At 66.7% G+C, this 16,399-nt stretch carries 15 protein-coding genes; 6 read left to right on the plus strand and 9 right to left on the minus strand.

Annotated elements, in window-relative coordinates; all coding sequences use genetic code 11:
• The first annotated feature begins 44 nt into the window (after positions 1-44).
• The 4 genes from carA (at position 45) to greA (ending at position 5,489) form a co-directional block, all read left to right on the plus strand.
• A complete protein-coding gene (carA, locus tag EWE75_RS14735; RefSeq protein ID WP_130158803.1) occupies positions 45-1,223 on the plus strand; it encodes a glutamine-hydrolyzing carbamoyl-phosphate synthase small subunit in 1,179 nt (392 codons plus the stop codon).
• On the plus strand, positions 1,220-1,597 hold the full coding sequence (locus EWE75_RS14740) for a ribonuclease E inhibitor RraB (protein WP_130158805.1): 378 nt from the start codon (positions 1,220-1,222) through the stop codon (positions 1,595-1,597). The genes carA and EWE75_RS14740 overlap by 4 nt, the downstream gene beginning before the upstream one ends.
• 1 nt (position 1,598) lies before the next feature.
• Complete coding sequence (carB, locus tag EWE75_RS14745; RefSeq protein WP_130158807.1) at positions 1,599-4,919, plus strand: carbamoyl-phosphate synthase large subunit; 3,321 nt, start codon at positions 1,599-1,601, stop codon at positions 4,917-4,919.
• A gap of 93 nt (positions 4,920-5,012) precedes the next feature.
• Positions 5,013-5,489: a transcription elongation factor GreA gene (gene greA, locus EWE75_RS14750; protein ID WP_130158809.1), complete on the plus strand. Its 477-nt coding sequence runs from the start codon at positions 5,013-5,015 to the stop codon at positions 5,487-5,489.
• A gap of 240 nt (positions 5,490-5,729) precedes the next feature.
• On the opposite strand, the gene EWE75_RS14755 is transcribed toward greA, so the two are convergent.
• From EWE75_RS14755 to EWE75_RS14775, 5 genes are all read right to left on the minus strand, one after another.
• Entirely contained in the window at positions 5,730-5,960 is a 231-nt protein-coding gene (locus tag EWE75_RS14755) for a DUF4170 domain-containing protein (RefSeq protein ID WP_130158811.1), read from the minus strand.
• Between the two features lie 110 nt (positions 5,961-6,070).
• Positions 6,071-7,369: a dicarboxylate/amino acid:cation symporter gene (locus EWE75_RS14760; protein WP_130158813.1), complete on the minus strand. Its 1,299-nt coding sequence runs from the start codon at positions 7,367-7,369 to the stop codon at positions 6,071-6,073.
• Positions 7,366-8,148, minus strand: coding sequence for a gamma-glutamyl-gamma-aminobutyrate hydrolase family protein (locus tag EWE75_RS14765; RefSeq protein WP_206364776.1), 783 nt, complete (start codon positions 8,146-8,148; stop codon positions 7,366-7,368). The genes EWE75_RS14760 and EWE75_RS14765 overlap by 4 nt, the downstream gene beginning before the upstream one ends.
• Positions 8,145-9,107 (minus strand): serine O-acetyltransferase EpsC, encoded by a 963-nt coding sequence (epsC, locus tag EWE75_RS14770; protein ID WP_130158815.1) that lies wholly within the window; start codon positions 9,105-9,107, stop codon positions 8,145-8,147. The genes EWE75_RS14765 and epsC overlap by 4 nt, the downstream gene beginning before the upstream one ends.
• A gap of 286 nt (positions 9,108-9,393) precedes the next feature.
• Entirely contained in the window at positions 9,394-10,743 is a 1,350-nt protein-coding gene (locus tag EWE75_RS14775) for an FAD/NAD(P)-binding protein (protein ID WP_130158817.1), read from the minus strand.
• 122 nt (positions 10,744-10,865) lie between these two features.
• Here EWE75_RS14775 and EWE75_RS25575 point away from each other — a divergent pair, with 122 nt between their 5' ends.
• The gene (locus EWE75_RS25575; RefSeq protein WP_231708364.1) at positions 10,866-11,129 is read left to right on the plus strand and encodes a hypothetical protein; all 264 of its coding nucleotides are present in this window, start codon (positions 10,866-10,868) and stop codon (positions 11,127-11,129) included.
• Here the strand turns inward: EWE75_RS25575 and EWE75_RS14785 are convergent.
• The 4 genes from EWE75_RS14785 to EWE75_RS14800 are packed head-to-tail and all read right to left on the minus strand — an operon-like array spanning position 11,081 to position 14,660.
• On the minus strand, positions 11,081-12,307 hold the full coding sequence (locus tag EWE75_RS14785) for a dihydroorotase (RefSeq protein WP_130158819.1): 1,227 nt from the start codon (positions 12,305-12,307) through the stop codon (positions 11,081-11,083). The genes EWE75_RS25575 and EWE75_RS14785 overlap by 49 nt on opposite strands.
• The gene (locus tag EWE75_RS14790; RefSeq protein WP_130158821.1) at positions 12,304-13,290 is read right to left on the minus strand and encodes an aspartate carbamoyltransferase catalytic subunit; all 987 of its coding nucleotides are present in this window, start codon (positions 13,288-13,290) and stop codon (positions 12,304-12,306) included. The genes EWE75_RS14785 and EWE75_RS14790 overlap by 4 nt, the downstream gene beginning before the upstream one ends.
• Before the next feature lie 48 nt (positions 13,291-13,338).
• Entirely contained in the window at positions 13,339-14,154 is an 816-nt protein-coding gene (locus EWE75_RS14795) for a sigma-70 family RNA polymerase sigma factor (protein WP_165388394.1), read from the minus strand.
• Between the two features lie 35 nt (positions 14,155-14,189).
• The gene (locus EWE75_RS14800; RefSeq protein WP_130158825.1) at positions 14,190-14,660 is read right to left on the minus strand and encodes a carboxymuconolactone decarboxylase family protein; all 471 of its coding nucleotides are present in this window, start codon (positions 14,658-14,660) and stop codon (positions 14,190-14,192) included.
• 249 nt (positions 14,661-14,909) lie between these two features.
• Here EWE75_RS14800 and ahcY point away from each other — a divergent pair, with 249 nt between their 5' ends.
• Positions 14,910-16,328 (plus strand): adenosylhomocysteinase, encoded by a 1,419-nt coding sequence (gene ahcY / locus EWE75_RS14805; RefSeq protein ID WP_130158827.1) that lies wholly within the window; start codon positions 14,910-14,912, stop codon positions 16,326-16,328.
• The last annotated feature ends 71 nt before the right edge of the window (positions 16,329-16,399 follow it).

The raw sequence follows: 16,399 nt of genomic DNA on the forward strand, positions 1-16,399 counted from the left end.
CCTTAGCGACATCGCCAAACCCAATGCAGGAGTGCCCGCCGATCATGGCCGACGCCAAACCTATTTCCGCGCCCGAAGGTGCCACTGGCGTGTTGGTTCTCGCATCGGGCGATGTGGTGTGGGGGCGTGGTTTCGGCGTTGAGGGCGCGGCGGTCGGCGAGGTGTGTTTCCACACCGCGATGACCGGCTATCAGGAGATCATGACCGATCCGTCGTTTGCGGGTCAGATCATTACCTTCACCTTCCCGCACATCGGCAATGTCGGTGCGAACCCGGATGACGTCGAGGCCGACGAACCCCATGCGCTCGGCATGATCGTGCGCGAGGACGTGACCGAGCCTTCCAACTTCCGCAGCGTCGAACGGCTCGACGACTGGATGACGCGGCACAACCGCATCGGCCTCGCCGGCATCGATACACGCGCGCTGACCAAGCGAATCCGCGCGGGCGGCGCGCCCAACGGCGTGATCGCGCACAGCGCGGACGGCGTGTTCGACATTCCCGCTTTGCTCGCGCAGGCGCAGGGCTGGCCGGGGCTGGAGGGCATGGACCTCGCCATCGACGTGACTCGCGAGACGCATGGGGCGTGGGAGGGCGGCATCTGGCGGCTCGGTTTCGGGTATGAAGATGGCGTGAGCGAGGGCGCGCGTCCGCATGTCGTCGCGATCGATTATGGCTCGAAGCGCAACATCTTCCGCAACCTCGTCGCCGCCGGCGCCAAGGTTTCGGTGGTGCCCGCGACCGCGACGTTCGACGAGGTGATGGCACTCGCGCCGGACGGCATCTTTCTGTCGAACGGCCCCGGCGATCCCGCCGCTACCGGCGTGTATGCGGTGCCGGTGATCCGGCAGTTGCTGGAGACGGGCAAGCCGCTGTTCGGCATCTGCCTCGGCCACCAGTTGCTCGCGCTCGCGGTGGGCGCCGAGACCAGCAAGATGTTCCAGGGCCATCGCGGCGCCAACCATCCGGTCCAGCGGCTGGGCGACGGCGGCGTTGAGATCACCAGCATGAACCACGGCTTCGCGGTGCTGAGCGAGAGCCTGCCTGACAACGCGCGCGCGACCCATGTATCGCTGTTCGACGGATCGAACGCGGGGCTGGAACTGGTCGATCGCCCGGCGTTCTCGGTGCAATACCACCCCGAGGCGTCGCCGGGGCCGCAGGACAGCCTGTATCTGTTCGGCAAGTTCGTCGATATGCTCAACCCGGCGGTGATGGCATGACGCTCCCAGAAGTCGATCCCAAGCGGCTCGAAGCCGAGTGGGCGGCGGACAAGGACGTGCTCGCCAGCCTCGCCGCGAACGGCGACCGTGCCGAGATCGTGCGGCTGGTCGATGTGAGCTTTCGCGGCGACGAGGCGGCGCTGGAGCGACTGGAGGACGATGCCGAGACGCTCGGCTTCAGCTTCATCGAGCGCGAGGAGGACGAGGACGGCGAGATCAGCACGTTCCTCGGGATCGAGCAGAGCGTCGATGCCGACGCGATCCGCGCGCTGACGCTCAAGTGCCTGCAGATCGAGCTTCTGTACGATGTGGAATATGATGGCTGGGGTTGCACGGCTGAGGCCGGACCTGGCGAAACCGGATTGAAGAACTGACATGCCCAAGCGCACCGACATCTCCTCCATCCTCGTGATCGGCGCGGGGCCGATCGTGATCGGCCAGGCCTGCGAGTTCGATTATTCGGGCGTGCAGGCGATCAAGGCGCTGCGCGAGGAAGGCTATCGCATCGTCCTGGTCAATTCGAACCCGGCGACGATCATGACCGATCCCGATCTGGCCGACGCGACCTATGTCGAGCCGATCACGCCGGAGATCGTCGCCAAGATCATCGAGAAGGAGCGGCCCGACGCCGTCCTGCCGACGATGGGTGGGCAGACCGCGCTCAACACCGCGCTGGCGCTGTACAATGATGGCACGCTCGCGAAGTACGGCGTGCAGATGATCGGCGCGGATGCCGCCGCGATCGACAAGGCCGAGGACCGGCTCAAGTTCCGCGACGCGATGGACAAGATCGGCCTCGAATCCGCGCGCTCGGCGATCGCGCATACCGTCGAGGAGGCGCTCGTCGGTCTGGAGCGGACCGGGCTGCCCTCGATCATCCGCCCGAGCTTCACGCTCGGCGGCACCGGCGGCGGCGTCGCGTACAACCGCGAGGAGTTCATCGCGATCGTGCGTTCGGGGCTGGACGCCTCGCCGACCAATGAAGTGCTGATCGAGGAGTCGCTGCTCGGTTGGAAGGAATATGAGATGGAGGTCGTGCGCGACCGCCATGACAATTGCATCATCATCTGCGCGATCGAGAATATCGATCCGATGGGCGTGCATACCGGCGATTCGATCACCGTTGCGCCCGCGCTGACGCTGACCGACAAGGAATATCAGATCATGCGCAACGCATCGATCGCGGTGCTGCGCGAGATCGGTGTGGAGACGGGCGGATCGAACGTCCAGTTCGCGGTCAACCCCGCCGACGGCCGACTGATCGTGATCGAGATGAACCCGCGCGTGTCGCGGTCTTCGGCGCTGGCGTCGAAGGCGACCGGCTTCCCGATCGCCAAGGTCGCCGCCAAGCTGGCGGTGGGTTATACGCTCGACGAGATCACCAACGACATCACCGGCGCGACGCCGGCATCGTTCGAGCCGACGATCGACTATGTCGTCACCAAGATCCCGCGCTTCGCGTTCGAGAAGTTCAAGGGCGCCGAAGAGGTGCTCGGCACCGCGATGAAGTCGGTCGGCGAGGTGATGGCGATCGGCCGCAACATCCATGAATCGCTCCAGAAGGCGCTGCGCGGGCTGGAGACGGGCCTCAGCGGCTTCAACATGGTCGAGCGGCTGTCGGGCGCGCCGCGGGTCGAGATCGAGGCGGCGCTGGCGAAGGCGACGCCGGACCGGCTGCTGGTCGCGGCGCAGGCGCTGCGCGAGGGCTTCACCGTCGCCGAAGTGCATGCGATCGCCAAGTACGATCCGTGGTTTCTCGAGCGGATTGCCGAGATCGTGCGTGCCGAGGAAGAGGTTTGCCACAACGGGCTGCCGCGCGATGCGGCGGGGATGCGCAAGCTCAAGGCGATGGGTTTCTCGGACAAAAGGCTCGCCTATCTCGCGCTCAAGTCCGCCAATCTTCGCGGCAACGCGAGCGGCATCGCGCGTGGGTCGGGGCTGATCCACGAGGCGGTCAAGGCGATGACCGGCGGCATCACCGAGGCGGAGGTGCGCGCGGCGCGCCACAAGCTCGGCGTGCGGCCGGTGTTCAAGCGGATCGACACTTGCGCCGCCGAGTTCGACGCCAAGACGCCGTATATGTATTCGACCTATGAGGCGCCCACGTTCGGCGAGCCGGAGTGCGAGAGCATGCCGACCGACCGCAAGAAGGTCGTCATTCTCGGTGGCGGGCCGAACCGGATCGGGCAGGGGATCGAGTTCGATTATTGCTGCTGCCACGCCTGCTTCGCGCTGGCGGATGCTGGCTATGAGACGATCATGGTCAACTGCAACCCGGAGACCGTCTCGACCGATTACGATACCTCCGACCGGCTCTATTTCGAGCCGCTGACCGCCGAGGACGTGCTCGAAATCCTCCATGTCGAGATGTCGAACGGCACGCTGCATGGCGTGATCGTCCAGTTCGGCGGGCAGACCCCGCTCAACCTCGCGCAGGCGTTGCAGGATGCCGGCATTCCGATCCTCGGCACATCGCCCGATGCGATCGATCTCGCCGAGGACCGTGAGCGGTTTGCGGCGATGATCAACAAGCTGGGCTTGCGTCAGCCCGCCAACGGCATCGCGCGCAGCCGCGACGAGGCGGTCGCGGTGGCGGAGCGGATCGGCTATCCGGTGCTCATGCGGCCGAGCTATGTGCTTGGCGGGCGGGCGATGGAGATCGTGGACTCGCTGGTGCAGCTCGACGATTATATCCAGACGGCGGTGCAGGTTTCCGGCACGTCGCCAGTGCTGATCGACCAGTATCTCCGCGACGCGATCGAGGTCGATGTCGATGCGATCTCGGACGGCACCGATGTCGTCGTGGCGGGTGTGCTCCAGCATATCGAAGAGGCGGGCGTCCATTCGGGCGACAGCGCCTGCTCGATTCCGCCGTATAGCCTCGGCGCCGATGTCATCGCCGAAATCGAGCGGCAGACGCGCGAGCTCGCCAAGGCGCTGTCGGTGGTCGGGCTGATGAACATCCAGTTCGCGGTGAAGGATGGGCTGGTCTATCTGATCGAAGTCAATCCGCGCGCGAGCCGGACGGTGCCTTTCGTCGCCAAGGCGATCGGCGTGCCTGTCGCCAAAATCGCCGCTCGGGTGATGGCGGGCGAGAAGCTCGCCGATCTGCCCGCGATCGATCGCAACATCAGTTATTATGCCGTCAAGGAAGCGGTGTTCCCGTTCGCGCGCTTCCCCGGTGTCGATCCGGTGCTGTCGCCGGAAATGAAATCGACCGGCGAAGTGATGGGGATCGACCCGAATTTCGCGCTCGCTTTCGCCAAGGCGCAGCTTGGCGCGGGCACGGTGCTGCCCAAATCGGGGACTTTGTTCGTCAGCGTCAAGGATAGCGACAAGCCGGTCATCCTGCCGGCGATGCGGCAGCTTGCCGACCACGGCTTCACCATCGTCGCGACCGGCGGCACCGCCGATTTCCTTGAGCGCAACGGCGTCCCGGTCGAGCGCGTCAACAAGGTGGCGCAAGGGCGACCGCATATCGTCGACCGGATCAAGGACGGCGGAATCGACCTGATCTTCAACACCACGGAAGGCTGGCAGAGCCTGAAAGACTCGCAGCCAATCCGTGCCGCCGCGCTGACTCAGAAGATTCCGCACTTCACCACGGCGTCGGCTGGCGTGGAAGCGGCACGGGCGATCGTGGCGCTTGCGACGCAAAACCTTGAAGTACGGCCGCTGCAATCCTATTATTCCTGATCGCACGATTACTCCCCAACAGTTGAACACAGTGCGGGTCGGTCCGGAAGGGCCGGCTTGGGGACACATTTTCGGGACGAAGGATTTCAAGGGATGGCGACCGTCGACAAGATGCCGATGCTGCAGGAGGGCCATGACACGCTCACTGCGCACCTCAAACAGCTTAAGGCCGAGCGTCCCCTGATCGTCGACGCCATCGAGGAAGCACGCGCGCACGGCGACCTTTCGGAAAACGCCGAATATCACGCCGCCAAGGAGCGGCAGGGCCAGATCGAGGCGTCGATCTCCGATATCGAGGACAAGCTGAGCCGCGCGCAGATCATCGATCCGCGCGATCTCTCCGGCGATAAGGTGGTGTTCGGCGCGACCGTGACGTTGCTCGACGAGGACGAGAAGCCGGTGAAATACCAGATCGTCGGCCAGACCGAGGCCGACGCCAAGGGCGGGCGGATCTCGTACAACTCACCGCTCGGCCGGGCGCTGATTGGGCGCAAGGTTGAGGACGAGGTTGAGGTGACGGTGCCTTCTGGCGACCGCTATTACGTCGTGTCGAAGATCGAGTTTATCTAAGCGGCGGCGACGGGATCAGCGAAGCTGATCCCGAGCTTCAGCCGCGACCGGCCGGCGGCGCTCCAGCGCCGACCGACGACGCGGGATTTACTCCCGCGTCGCGCTGTGTCGCGCGCGCGTTCATCAAAACACGACACCGTCGCCCCGGCGCAGGCCGGGGCCGCTGCGTTTGGGGCACCCGGCCAGCCAAGCTACGCAGCGGCCCCGGCCTGCGCCGGGGCGACGAAGCTTGTCTGCGCTTCAGACGGCGGGCGGTGCCATCAAATCCGGCTCCAGCAATCTATGCATATGAACGATGACATACTTCATCTCGGCATCATCGACGGTGCGCTGCGCGGCGGCGCGCCAGGCCTTTTCGGCGGTGGCATAATCGGGGAAGATGCCGACGACATCGAGAGACGTCGTATCGTTGAAGTCGAGCGTCTGCGGATCGCTGACGCGGCCGCCGAAGACGAGGTGGAGTTTGCTCATGACCGGTCTTTCCGTGGGGGAGGGGACGCCCTCCTCTTAGGGGGGCGGCCCGCAGATTCCAACCTGCTGCACTGCAACGAAAGCATATTGCCACGGGAAGACCGCGTGCGTCAGGCGGCGGCAAGTCTCGCGTCGGGCAGGTCGCTCGCGACCAATCCGGCGCGCTTGGCGACGATCAGCGGCACCAGCACCTGCCCGGCGACGTTGACGGCGGTGCGGCCCATGTCGAGGATCGGGTCGATCGCGAGCAGCAGCCCCGCACCCTCCAGCGGCAGGCCGAGCGTCGATAGTGTCAGCGTCAGCATCACCAGCGCGCCGGTCAGCCCCGCCGTCGCTGCCGAGCCGAGCACCGAGACGAGCGCGATCAGCACGTAATCGACCGGCCCGAGCGTCATCCCGAAATATTGGGCGACGAAAATCGCGGCGATCGCCGGGTAGATCGCGGCGCAGCCGTCCATCTTCGTGGTCGCCGCGAACGGCACCGCGAAGGCGGCGTAGCTGCGCGGCACGCCGAGCCGTTCGGCGGCTTGCTCGGTGACGGGCAAAGTGGCGATCGACGAGCGCGAGACGAAACCGAGTTGGATCGCCGGCCATGCGCCCGCGAAAAAGCGCGCCGGCGAGATGCCGTTGGCGATCATCAGCAGCGGATAGACCACGAGCAGTACCAGCGCGAGGCCGAGATAGACCGAGCCGGCGAACGCGCCGAGCGCCGACAGTGATGTCCAGCCATAATGGACGATCGCATTGCCGAGCAGCGCGGCGGTGCCGATCGGGGTCAGCCGCACCACCCAGCGCAGCAGCCGGCGGAAGATCGCGAGGGCCGAGGCGTTGAAGGCGAGGAACGGCGCGCCGGCTTCTCCCACGCGCACCGCCGCCGCGCCGATCGCGACCGCGACGACGATTAATTGCAGCACGTTGAACGACAGCGCCGTCTTGACCGCATCGCCCTTGATCGTGGTCGAGGCGCTGAGGCCGAGTACGTTGGCGGGAATCAGCCCGCGCAGGAAATCGAGCCAGCTTCCGGTCGTATCGGGCCGCACCGCCGCCGCACGCTCGACGCCGGCGTGAAGCCCCGGCTGGATCGTCACGCCGAGCGTGATGCCGATCGCGACGGCGATGGCGGCGGTGATCGCGAACCAGATGAGCGTCGATGTCACCAGCCGCGCGGCATTGTCGAGTGAGCGCAAAGCAGCGATCGACGCGACGATCGCGGTGAACACCAGCGGCGCGACCAAAGCCTTGAGCAATTGCACGAAACTCTCGCCGATGATGCGCAACGCCTCGGCCAGCGGACCCGGCGCATCGGGCGTCACATAGCCGCGCGCGATCACGCCGAGCGCGATGCCCGCAGCCATGCCGACCGCGACCTGCGCGCCGAAGGGGAAGGAGAGGCGGCGAGCCTCGGTCATGATAACGTCCTTACATTCGTGGCGAGCGCCGTGCCGATCCGGTCGAAGAACGCGCTGCTCGCCTGGCTGGTGCCGATGTCCCATTCGGGGTGCCATTGCACCGCGAGCACGTCGGCGCCGCAGGGTTGGGCGGAAAAGGCTTCGATCAGTCCGTCCTCGGCGGCGGTCGCCTCGATCGTGAGGCCGTGGCCGAGCCGGTCGATACCCTGATGATGCACCGAATTGACGGATTCGGCGGCCACACCCGCCTGCGCCTGCAACATTCCGCCGGGCGTCAGCGTGAGATCGTGGCGATGCTCGAAATGGCGCTCATAGTGAGTCCCGTCGGCGAGGCCGCAATGGTGGACCGAGTCGAGCCCATCGGTGAGCGTGCCGCCGAACAGCACGTTCAGCTCCTGCAAGCCCCGGCAGATGCCGAACACCGGCCGCGCGCCTTCGATCATGTGTGCGGCGAGGCGCAGCGCCACTTCGTCGCGCTGCTCGTCGACGGGGCCGTTATCGTCGCGGGCCGCGCCGTAGCGCGTGGCGGCGACGTTCGAGCGCGATCCGGTCAGCAACAGCCCGTCGAGCCGATCGACCAGCGCGAGCGCGTCGCAGGCATCCGACACCGCCGGGATCAGCACCACCGCCGCGCCGGCGAAATCCGCGAGCGGCTGGACGAAACGCGTCGCCACCGCCTGCACCGGGCGCTGCGAGAATTCGTTGCAGCACAAGACGCCGATCACCGGGCGGCGCGCGCAGCCCGACTGGCGCGGCCAGGGGTTGGACCAGGCGCTCAAGGGTTCCGCCCCGACAGCGCGGCGCGCAGGTCTTCGGCGGTCTCGCGATCGGCGATTTTTGCTGCGGGCTGAGTCACGACGCTGCCGGGCGGCACGTCCTCAAGCAGCCAGACGTTGCCGCCGATCGTCGCGCCGCGTCCGATCGTCACGCGGCCGAGGATCGTCGCGCCGGCGTAGATCGTCACGTCGTCCTCCAGCACGGGATGGCGGGCGTAGCGTTCGCGCGGCCCCACATGCGTCAGCCCGAGCGGGCTGCGCGCGCCGAGCGTGACATGCTGGTACAGCTTGGCGCGTGCGCCGATGATCGTGGTTTCGCCGATCACGACGCCGGTGCCATGATCGATGAAGAAGCTCGGCCCGATCGTCGCGCCGGGATGGATGTCGATGCCGGTGCGGCTGTTGGCGATCTCCGAGATGATCCGCGCGACGATCGGCGCGCCAAGCGCGTGGAGTTCGTGCGCGATGCGGTGATAGCGCACCGCGATCGCGCCGGGATAGCAGATCAGGATCTCATCGACGCTGCGTGCGGCGGGGTCGCCGAGGAACGCTGCCTCGACATCGGCATCGATCAGCCGGCGGATATCGCCGAGCGTGGCGGCGAACAGGCGGGTGATGAGCTCGGGCTGTTCGGGGTCGAACGGGGTTGCCGTCTCGTCCTGCCAATAGGCGAGTTCCTTGGCGATCTCGCCGCGCAGCACATCAAGCCCGAGCGCGAGACGATCAGCGACGAAGCCGTCCTCCTGCGAGTCCGGGCCGGCGAAGTCGCCGATCCGGCGTGGGTATATCGCGCCCGAGAGATGGTCGATCGCGGCGGCGAGCCGGGCCGAGGACGGAAACAGCGGCACCGGAGTCCGTCCGCCACGTAGATCGGTGCGATAGTCGATCCGCGCCGAACGCAACGCCGCAACCGCATCGTCGAGCGCATTCGGTTCCGGCCATGATGTCGCTTCGATACTCACGAACGCGGTGTCCTTTTCGATCCTCGTCAGGGTCGAATGTCCACATAAGTGCTGGGATTTTCAACACTCGGGTTGATTGGGCGCGCGAAAGTTTTGCTTCGCGGTATAGCGTGTAACGCGTTCTTGTTCTCCCGCGCACGCGGGAGTCGAGAGGTCCAAGAGCTGCAAGTTGTTGTTTTGTTTGGCTCTGGCTTCCCGCTTTCGCGGGAAAACACATTAAGAAATGCGCGTGAGAGATCTTCTCAAAGGTCTCGCTTCTGCACGCTTCAACGACTGAGGCGGTGCCCTAAAGCCCCTCGCCGCCGACCCATTGTGCGTTGGCGAGGCGGCGCGCGACCGACCAGCTCTGGACGCGGATGTCGGGCACCGCGACGATCTCCCAGAAGGCACCGCGCGTCATCGGGCCGAGCGCGTAGAGCCAGGCGTTGCTGGTGCCGTCGGCGGCGATGGTGCGGCTTTGCGCATCGACGTCGATGCCGATGCGAAGCGTATCGGGCTGCAGCGTGCCGCGCGCGACGAGATTGCGGAGCAGCGGTTCCTCGGCGCGGAGCAGATCGCCTTGCGGGCCGGTGCAGTTTATCATCCGCGCGACGCGCAGCGTCTCGGGCGTCGCGCTGGTGCGGGGCCGCCATGTGACGGTCAGCCCGTCGCTGTCGCTCGCCGTGGCGACGATCTTGCCCGCGCAGACCGTGAGCGTGCCGCTGTCGCGCAGGGCCGCGAGCGCCTCGGCGACCGAGGGCGCGAGGCGGTGGCGGTGAACGTCCCACCACGGGCGCAGATGCCGCAGGAAGCGCGCGCGCTCATGGTCGCTCGCGGCGCGCCACATATCCTGCGTGAAGCGGCGCAGCTCGTCGATCGCGGCGCGCCAGCCGATCGCCTTCGCACGGGTCCGCACACGGCGCAGCAGCGCCGAGCCGGTCTCGCGCGGGCGCTCGTCGAGCGGATCGGGCGGCGGCGCGGCGGCGGCGTGCGGATGCGGCAGCAGCCCGCGCCGCGACATCGCGACGATCCGCCCGCCGAACCCGCGCGCGCGCAGCGCCAGCACGACATCGACCATCGTCAGCCCGGTGCCGAGCGCGAGCACGGTGTCGTCGTCGCCGAGTTCGTCGAGCGCGCCCGGCGCCCACGGATCGGGCGCGTACAGCCGCTCGGGCAGGCCGGTGGTGCCCGGCTGCGGGTGCGGCGGCAGATTACCGATCGCGAGCATCGCCGTATCCACGCCGATCCGCCGCCCGTCCGCGAGCACAACCTGCGTGATGTCCCCCTCGCGGACCACGTCCACGGCGTCGCCGCGCACGATCTCCAACCGGCCTTCCGCCGCGTGGCGGGCCTCGTCGAGCAGTTCGCGCAGGTAATCGCCGTAGCGCAGCCGGGGCACGAACGGATTGGGATCGCCGTCCGGCGCCTGCGCCGCGACCCAACGGTGGAAATGGCCGGGATCGTCCGGGAAGGCGCTCATGTTAGCGGCGCGGACGTTGAGGAGATGTGCCGGGTGCGCCGCGCCATACGCCAGCCCTTCGCCGGCGAGCGGCTGGCGTTCGATCAGCACGAGCCGCGACTCGCAATGGCGAAGCAGGTTGATGGCGGCGAGCGTGCCGGAAAACCCGCCACCGATGATCGCGATGCTCTTCGTCATGCCTACCTTGCGCCAAACCGAATCGTCGATCGAACCTCTATCGCAGATCGACCGCGGGCGGGCGATCGGTCTTATCTCTACAAATATAGTAGGATTTCCTCAGCGAGTTCCAGTCGGGCCAGGTGATCGAGGCGTTCAACGGCGGCTCGCTCGATTTCGGCGGGATGAGCGAGATCCCGCCGATCTTCGCCGCCGCCTCCAACATCCACAGCTTCCGCCAGATCGCGGTCCAGCATGGCGACGTCAACAACCGGGTGGTGCTGGTGCCCTTCGATACACGACCTCGATACGCCCTGCGGGCTACTCGGCCGTTACTCAGGGCGAACGGAGATTTAGGTCAGACCAGCGTCGCGCCGCCCTTGAACAGCCGCAGCACCTTGCCCTGAACGGGCAGGCCGTCGAACGGCGTGTTGCCCGCCTTGGCGACGAGCCGGTCCGAATCGATCTGCCACGGCGCATGTTCGTCGAGCAGCAGCAGATCGGCGGGTGCGCCGGGGGTGAGCGATCCGGTTGGAACGCCCAACACTTTGGCGGGATTGAGCGCGAGCAGCGCGAACAGCCGGTCGATCGTCACCAGTTCGTCACGCACCAGCCCGAGCGCGAGCGCGAGCAAGGTTTCCGCGCCGGCCATGCCAGCATCCGAATCGGCGAACGGCAGGCGCTTCGCCTCCGGTCCGCGCGGTTCGTGGCCGGAGCACAGCACGTCGATCGTGCCGTCCTGCACCGCCGCCAGCGCCGCGCGGCGGTCGCTCTCGGCGCGAAGCGGCGGCGAGAGGCGGGCGAACGTGCGAAAGTCGCTCATCGCGATGTCGGAGAGGAACAGATGGGCAGGCGTGATGCCGCACGTCACGCGCACGCCGCGCCGCTTGGCCGCGCGGACGAGATCGAAGCCGGCGGCGGTCGTCACCTGACGGATGTGGAGCGCCGCGCCGGTTTCTTCCGCGAGCATCAGGTCGCGCGCGATCGCGAGGGGTTCGGCGAGCGCGGGGGCGGCGGGCAGGCCCATCCGGGTCGCGGTTTCGCCGGCGGTGGCGACTGCCGCGCCCGCGACGCCGCCATCCTCGGCATGCGCGATCACGGTCAGGCCGAGATCGCCGGCATAGGCGAGCACCTTGCGCATCACCCCTGAGTCGGCGATCCAGCCCGCGCCGGTGCCGACCGCGCGCGCGCCCGCAGCGCAGTTGATCGCCATCTCGGCGAGATCCTTGCCGGCCAACCCGCGCGTCGCGGCGGCGATCGGGTGAATCCACAGATCGGGCCGGCCGATCAGCGCGGCGCGCTGGACGAGGCCGGGGTTGTCGAGCACCGGCGACTGGTCGGGCATCAGCCCGACCCGGACGATCCCGCCCTTGTGGAACGCCGGCAGGTCGATCGCGAACACGCCGAGATCGACGATCGCGGGGGCGAGGAGCTTGCCCTTGCAATCGATCCGCTCGGCGCCTTCGGGCACTTCGAACAGCCCGGTCGCGGCGATGCGATCGTCGACGATCAGCACGCCGCCCTTGCTGACGCCAGCGACCGGACAGACAAGCGTTGCGTTGAGCAGTGCGAGTGTGCGGTTCATGCCCAACCCTCCACGCCGCGCGCACGTCGCGTCAGCACGTCCAGGCACGCCATCCGCACCGCCACTCCCATTTCGACCTGTTCGGTGATCGCCGATTGCTCGGGATGATCGGCCACTGCCGAATCGATTTCTACGCCGCGATTCATCGGCCCGGGATGCATCACCAAAGCGCCCGGCGCCCGCGCCAGCCGCGCTGGCGTCAGGCCATAGCGCAAGTGGAACTCGTTGTTCGAGGGGATGAACCCGCCCGCCATGCGCTCGTTCTGGAGGCGGAGCATCATCACCACGTCCGCGCCGTCCAGCGCCGCGTCGAAATCGGTGAAGGCGGTCACGCCCATCTTCTCGATATCGACCGGCATCAGCGTCGACGGCGCACACACCCGCACGCGCGCGGCGAGCGCGGTCAGCGCGAGGATGTTGGACCGCGCGACGCGGCTGTGCAGGATGTCGCCGCAGATCACCACGGTCTGCCCGGCGATGTGCCCGCGCCGCCGCCGGATCGTCAGCGCGTCGAGCAGCGCCTGGGTCGGATGTTCGTGCTGGCCGTCGCCGGCGTTGAGCACCGGGCAATCGACCTTGCCCGCGATCAGCCGCACCGCACCGCTCGACATATGGCGGATGACGATCACGTCCGCGCGCATGGCGTTGAGCGTCATCGCCGTGTCGATCAGCGTCTCGCCCTTCTTCACGCTCGATTGCGCGGCGTGCATGTTGACGACATCCGCGCCTAGCCGCTTACCGGCGATCTCGAAACTCAGCAGCGTGCGCGTGCTGTTCTCGAAGAAGGCGTTGATCTGGGTGAGGCCCTCGAGCCGTTTGTCGCTCTTGGTGCGGTTGCGGTTGGCCTCGACCCAATGTTCCGCCTCGTCGAGCAGGAACATGATCTCGTGCGGCTGAAGGCCGTCGATGCCGGTGAGGTGCCGATGCGGGAAGACGGCGCTTCCGGCAATCTGCGAAGCGGGGCGGTGATCGGAAGGTTGCATTAAAGCCGTGGCCTAGCCGGGGCGGGGCGGGGGCGCAAGCGGCGTGCGTCACCTGTCCAGATGCGCGAGATGGCGGAGCTTGTCGGGGTTGCGCATCACGTAGATCGCCTTGATGCGCCCATCCTCGATCAGCAGCGCCGTGGTCTGCAAAATGCCGTCGGGTTCGCGCGTGACGAAGCCGGGCAGGCCGTTGACGAGCGTATAGCGCAGCAGCTCGGCTGCCCTGCCGCGTGCTAGCTTGGCCAGCGCAGCGTGGGTGCGGGTGATCTCGTCCGGGCCGTGGATGACTCGCGCCACCGCCGGACGCTTGCCGCCGCCGTCCGAATACATCGCCGCGTCGGTCGCCAGCAGCGCGCCGAGCTTGCCGATCTCGCCGCCGCGCGCCGCCGCGAAGAAGGCGTGCGCGATCTCCAGACCATGTGCGCGATCGACCGGATAGCGCGGCCGCTCGGCGTGGACATGCGCGCGCGCCCGCGCGGCGAGTTGCCGGCAGGCGGCGGGATCGCGGCCGAGCGCATCGGCGACGTCCTCGAAACTTTCGCCGAACACGTCGTGGAGCAGGAAGGCGGCGCGTTCGAGGGGCGAGAGTCGTTCGAGCGCGAGCATCAGCGGCAGCGTCACATCGTCTTCTGGCGAATCCTCGACGATCGGCTCAGGCAGCCATTGGCCGACATAATCCTCGCGCTGCACGCGTGCCGATTTGAGGTGATCGAGGCACAGCCGCGTCACCGTCCGGCGCAGGAAGGCGGCGGGGACGATCACGTCACCGCGATCCGCCGCCGTCCAGCGCAGCCATGCGTCCTGCACCACATCCTCGGCATCGGCGATCGAGCCGAGCATACGGTAGGCGACGCGCAGCAACATCGGCCGCTGCGCGTCGAACTCGGCGGCGCTGCCGCTCACGCTTTTTCACCGGAATTGGGCCAGCCGTAGCTCGGATCGAACATGTCGAAGCCGATCGCGATCCGGTTCCACGTATTGATGACGCTGATCGCCATCGTCAGCTTCACTTGTTCCTCCTTGCTGAACTGCGCGGCGAGCGCGGCATAGACATCGGCCGGTGCGCGCCGGGTGGCAATCTGCGTCAGATGATCGGTCCAGTCGAGCGCGGCGCGCTCGCGGTCCGTGAACACCGGGGCCTCCTGCCATGCCGCGATCAGCGCGATCCGCTGCTCGGTCTCGCCGGCCTGGCGGGCTTCATAGGTGTGCATGTTGAGGCAGTTGGCGCAGCCGTTGATCTGCGAGGCGCGGATCTTGACCAGTTCGAGCAACGGCTTTTCGAGTCCGCTCTCGGCAACCTGGTTGGAGAAAGCGAACCATGCCTTCATCAGCTCGGGCGCGGCGGCGAAATAGTGTACGCGTGCGGTCATCGTCAGGCTCCTTCAGGGTTGTGCAAACCTGACGAACGAGCGGGCGCGGATGTGACATGGCGCGCGAACTTTTCAGTTCCCCCGCGAAAGCGGGGGTCCAGAGCCGCAGGCGTTGCCGTCCGTGGCTCTGGACCCCCGCTTTCGCGGGGGAACGGTCGGCGTCATATAAAGACATCTTTATATTTGATCCGAAGCCGATCTCGCGCTAGAGCGCCGGCCATCCAACCGCGTAATCCGGAGATTTCTCACGTGGCCACCGTACTCGACCGCAAGAACGACTATGTCGTCGCCGACATCAGCCTCGCCGATTACGGCCGCGCCGAAATCAACATCGCCGAAACCGAGATGCCGGGCCTGATGGCGCTGCGCAGCGAGTTCGGCGCGTCGCAGCCGCTGAAGGGCGCGCGCATCACCGGCTCGCTGCACATGACGATCCAGACCGCGGTGCTGATCGAGACGCTGACCGCGCTCGGCGCCGATGTCCGCTGGGCGACCTGCAACATCTATTCGACTCAGGACCATGCCGCCGCCGCGATCGCCGCGTCGGGCGTGCCGGTGTTCGCGATCAAGGGCGAGAGCCTCGCGGACTATTGGGATTACGTCGGCTCGATCTTTGATTGGGACGTCGATGGCAACGGCCAGACCTGCAACATGATCCTCGACGACGGCGGCGACGCGACGATGTTCGCTTTGTGGGGCGCCAAGCTCGAAGCCGGCCACACCATGCCCGAGCCCGACAATGAGGAAGAGGTCGAGATGCAGCGCGCGCTGAAGGCGTTCATCGCCAAGAAGCCGGGCTACCTCACCGAGACCGTCAAGAACATCAAGGGCGTGTCGGAAGAGACCACCACCGGAGTCCACCGCCTGTACGCGATCTCGAAGAAGGGCGAGCTGCCGTTCCCGGCGATCAACGTCAACGACAGCGTCACCAAGTCGAAGTTCGACAACCTTTACGGCTGCAAGGAATCGCTGGTCGACGCGATCCGTCGCGGCACCGACGTGATGCTCGCCGGCAAGGTCGCCACCGTCGCCGGCTTCGGTGACGTCGGCAAGGGTTCGGCCCAGTCGCTTCGCAACGGCGGCGCGCGCGTTCTCGTCACCGAAATCGATCCGATCTGCGCGCTGCAGGCGGCGATGGAGGGCTTCGAGGTCGTGACGATGGAAGAGGCGGTCACCCGCTCGGACATCTTCGTCACCGCCACCGGCAACGCCGATGTCATCACCGCCGATCACATGAAGGCGATGAAGAACATGGCGATCGTCTGCAACATCGGCCACTTCGACTCGGAGATTCAGATCGCCGCTTTGTCGAACTACAAGTGGACCGAGGTTAAGCCGCAGGTCGATCTCGTCGAGTTCCCCGACGGCAAGCAGATCATCGTGCTGTCGAAGGGCCGCCTCGTGAACCTCGGCAACGCGACCGGCCACCCGTCGTTCGTGATGTCGGCGAGCTTCACCAACCAGACGCTCGCGCAGATCGAACTGTTCACCAAGGCCGAGAACTACAAGAACGACGTGTACGTTCTCCCCAAGCACCTCGACGAGAAGGTCGCGGCGCTGCACCTCGAAAAGCTCGGCGTGAAGATGACCACGCTCAGCCAGAAGCAGGCCGATTACATCGGCGTGCCGGTCGAGGGGCCGTTCAAGCCGGATCATTACCGCTACTGATCGGACACGTCCGACCAGAGGAAAGGGCTGCGGCGCAATCCGCAGCCCTTTTTCGTATCGACGCGGTCGGC

The sequence above is a fragment of the Sphingomonas populi genome (genome assembly GCF_004208535.1).
Lineage (GTDB): Bacteria > Pseudomonadota > Alphaproteobacteria > Sphingomonadales > Sphingomonadaceae > Sphingomonas > Sphingomonas populi.

Coding starts and splice junctions, on each gene's coding strand:
- carA (WP_130158803.1), top strand. CDS start 45: ATGGCCGACGCCAAACCTATTTCCGCGCCCGAAGGTGCCACTGGCGTG.
- EWE75_RS14740 (WP_130158805.1), top strand. CDS start 1,220: ATGACGCTCCCAGAAGTCGATCCCAAGCGGCTCGAAGCCGAGTGGGCG.
- carB (WP_130158807.1), top strand. CDS start 1,599: ATGCCCAAGCGCACCGACATCTCCTCCATCCTCGTGATCGGCGCGGGG.
- greA (WP_130158809.1), top strand. CDS start 5,013: ATGGCGACCGTCGACAAGATGCCGATGCTGCAGGAGGGCCATGACACG.
- EWE75_RS14755 (WP_130158811.1), bottom strand. CDS start 5,960: ATGAGCAAACTCCACCTCGTCTTCGGCGGCCGCGTCAGCGATCCGCAG.
- EWE75_RS14760 (WP_130158813.1), bottom strand. CDS start 7,369: ATGACCGAGGCTCGCCGCCTCTCCTTCCCCTTCGGCGCGCAGGTCGCG.
- EWE75_RS14775 (WP_130158817.1), bottom strand. CDS start 10,743: ATGACGAAGAGCATCGCGATCATCGGTGGCGGGTTTTCCGGCACGCTC.
- EWE75_RS14785 (WP_130158819.1), bottom strand. CDS start 12,307: ATGAACCGCACACTCGCACTGCTCAACGCAACGCTTGTCTGTCCGGTC.
- EWE75_RS14790 (WP_130158821.1), bottom strand. CDS start 13,290: ATGCAACCTTCCGATCACCGCCCCGCTTCGCAGATTGCCGGAAGCGCC.
- EWE75_RS14795 (WP_165388394.1), bottom strand. CDS start 14,154: ATGTTGCTGCGCGTCGCCTACCGTATGCTCGGCTCGATCGCCGATGCC.
- EWE75_RS14800 (WP_130158825.1), bottom strand. CDS start 14,660: ATGACCGCACGCGTACACTATTTCGCCGCCGCGCCCGAGCTGATGAAG.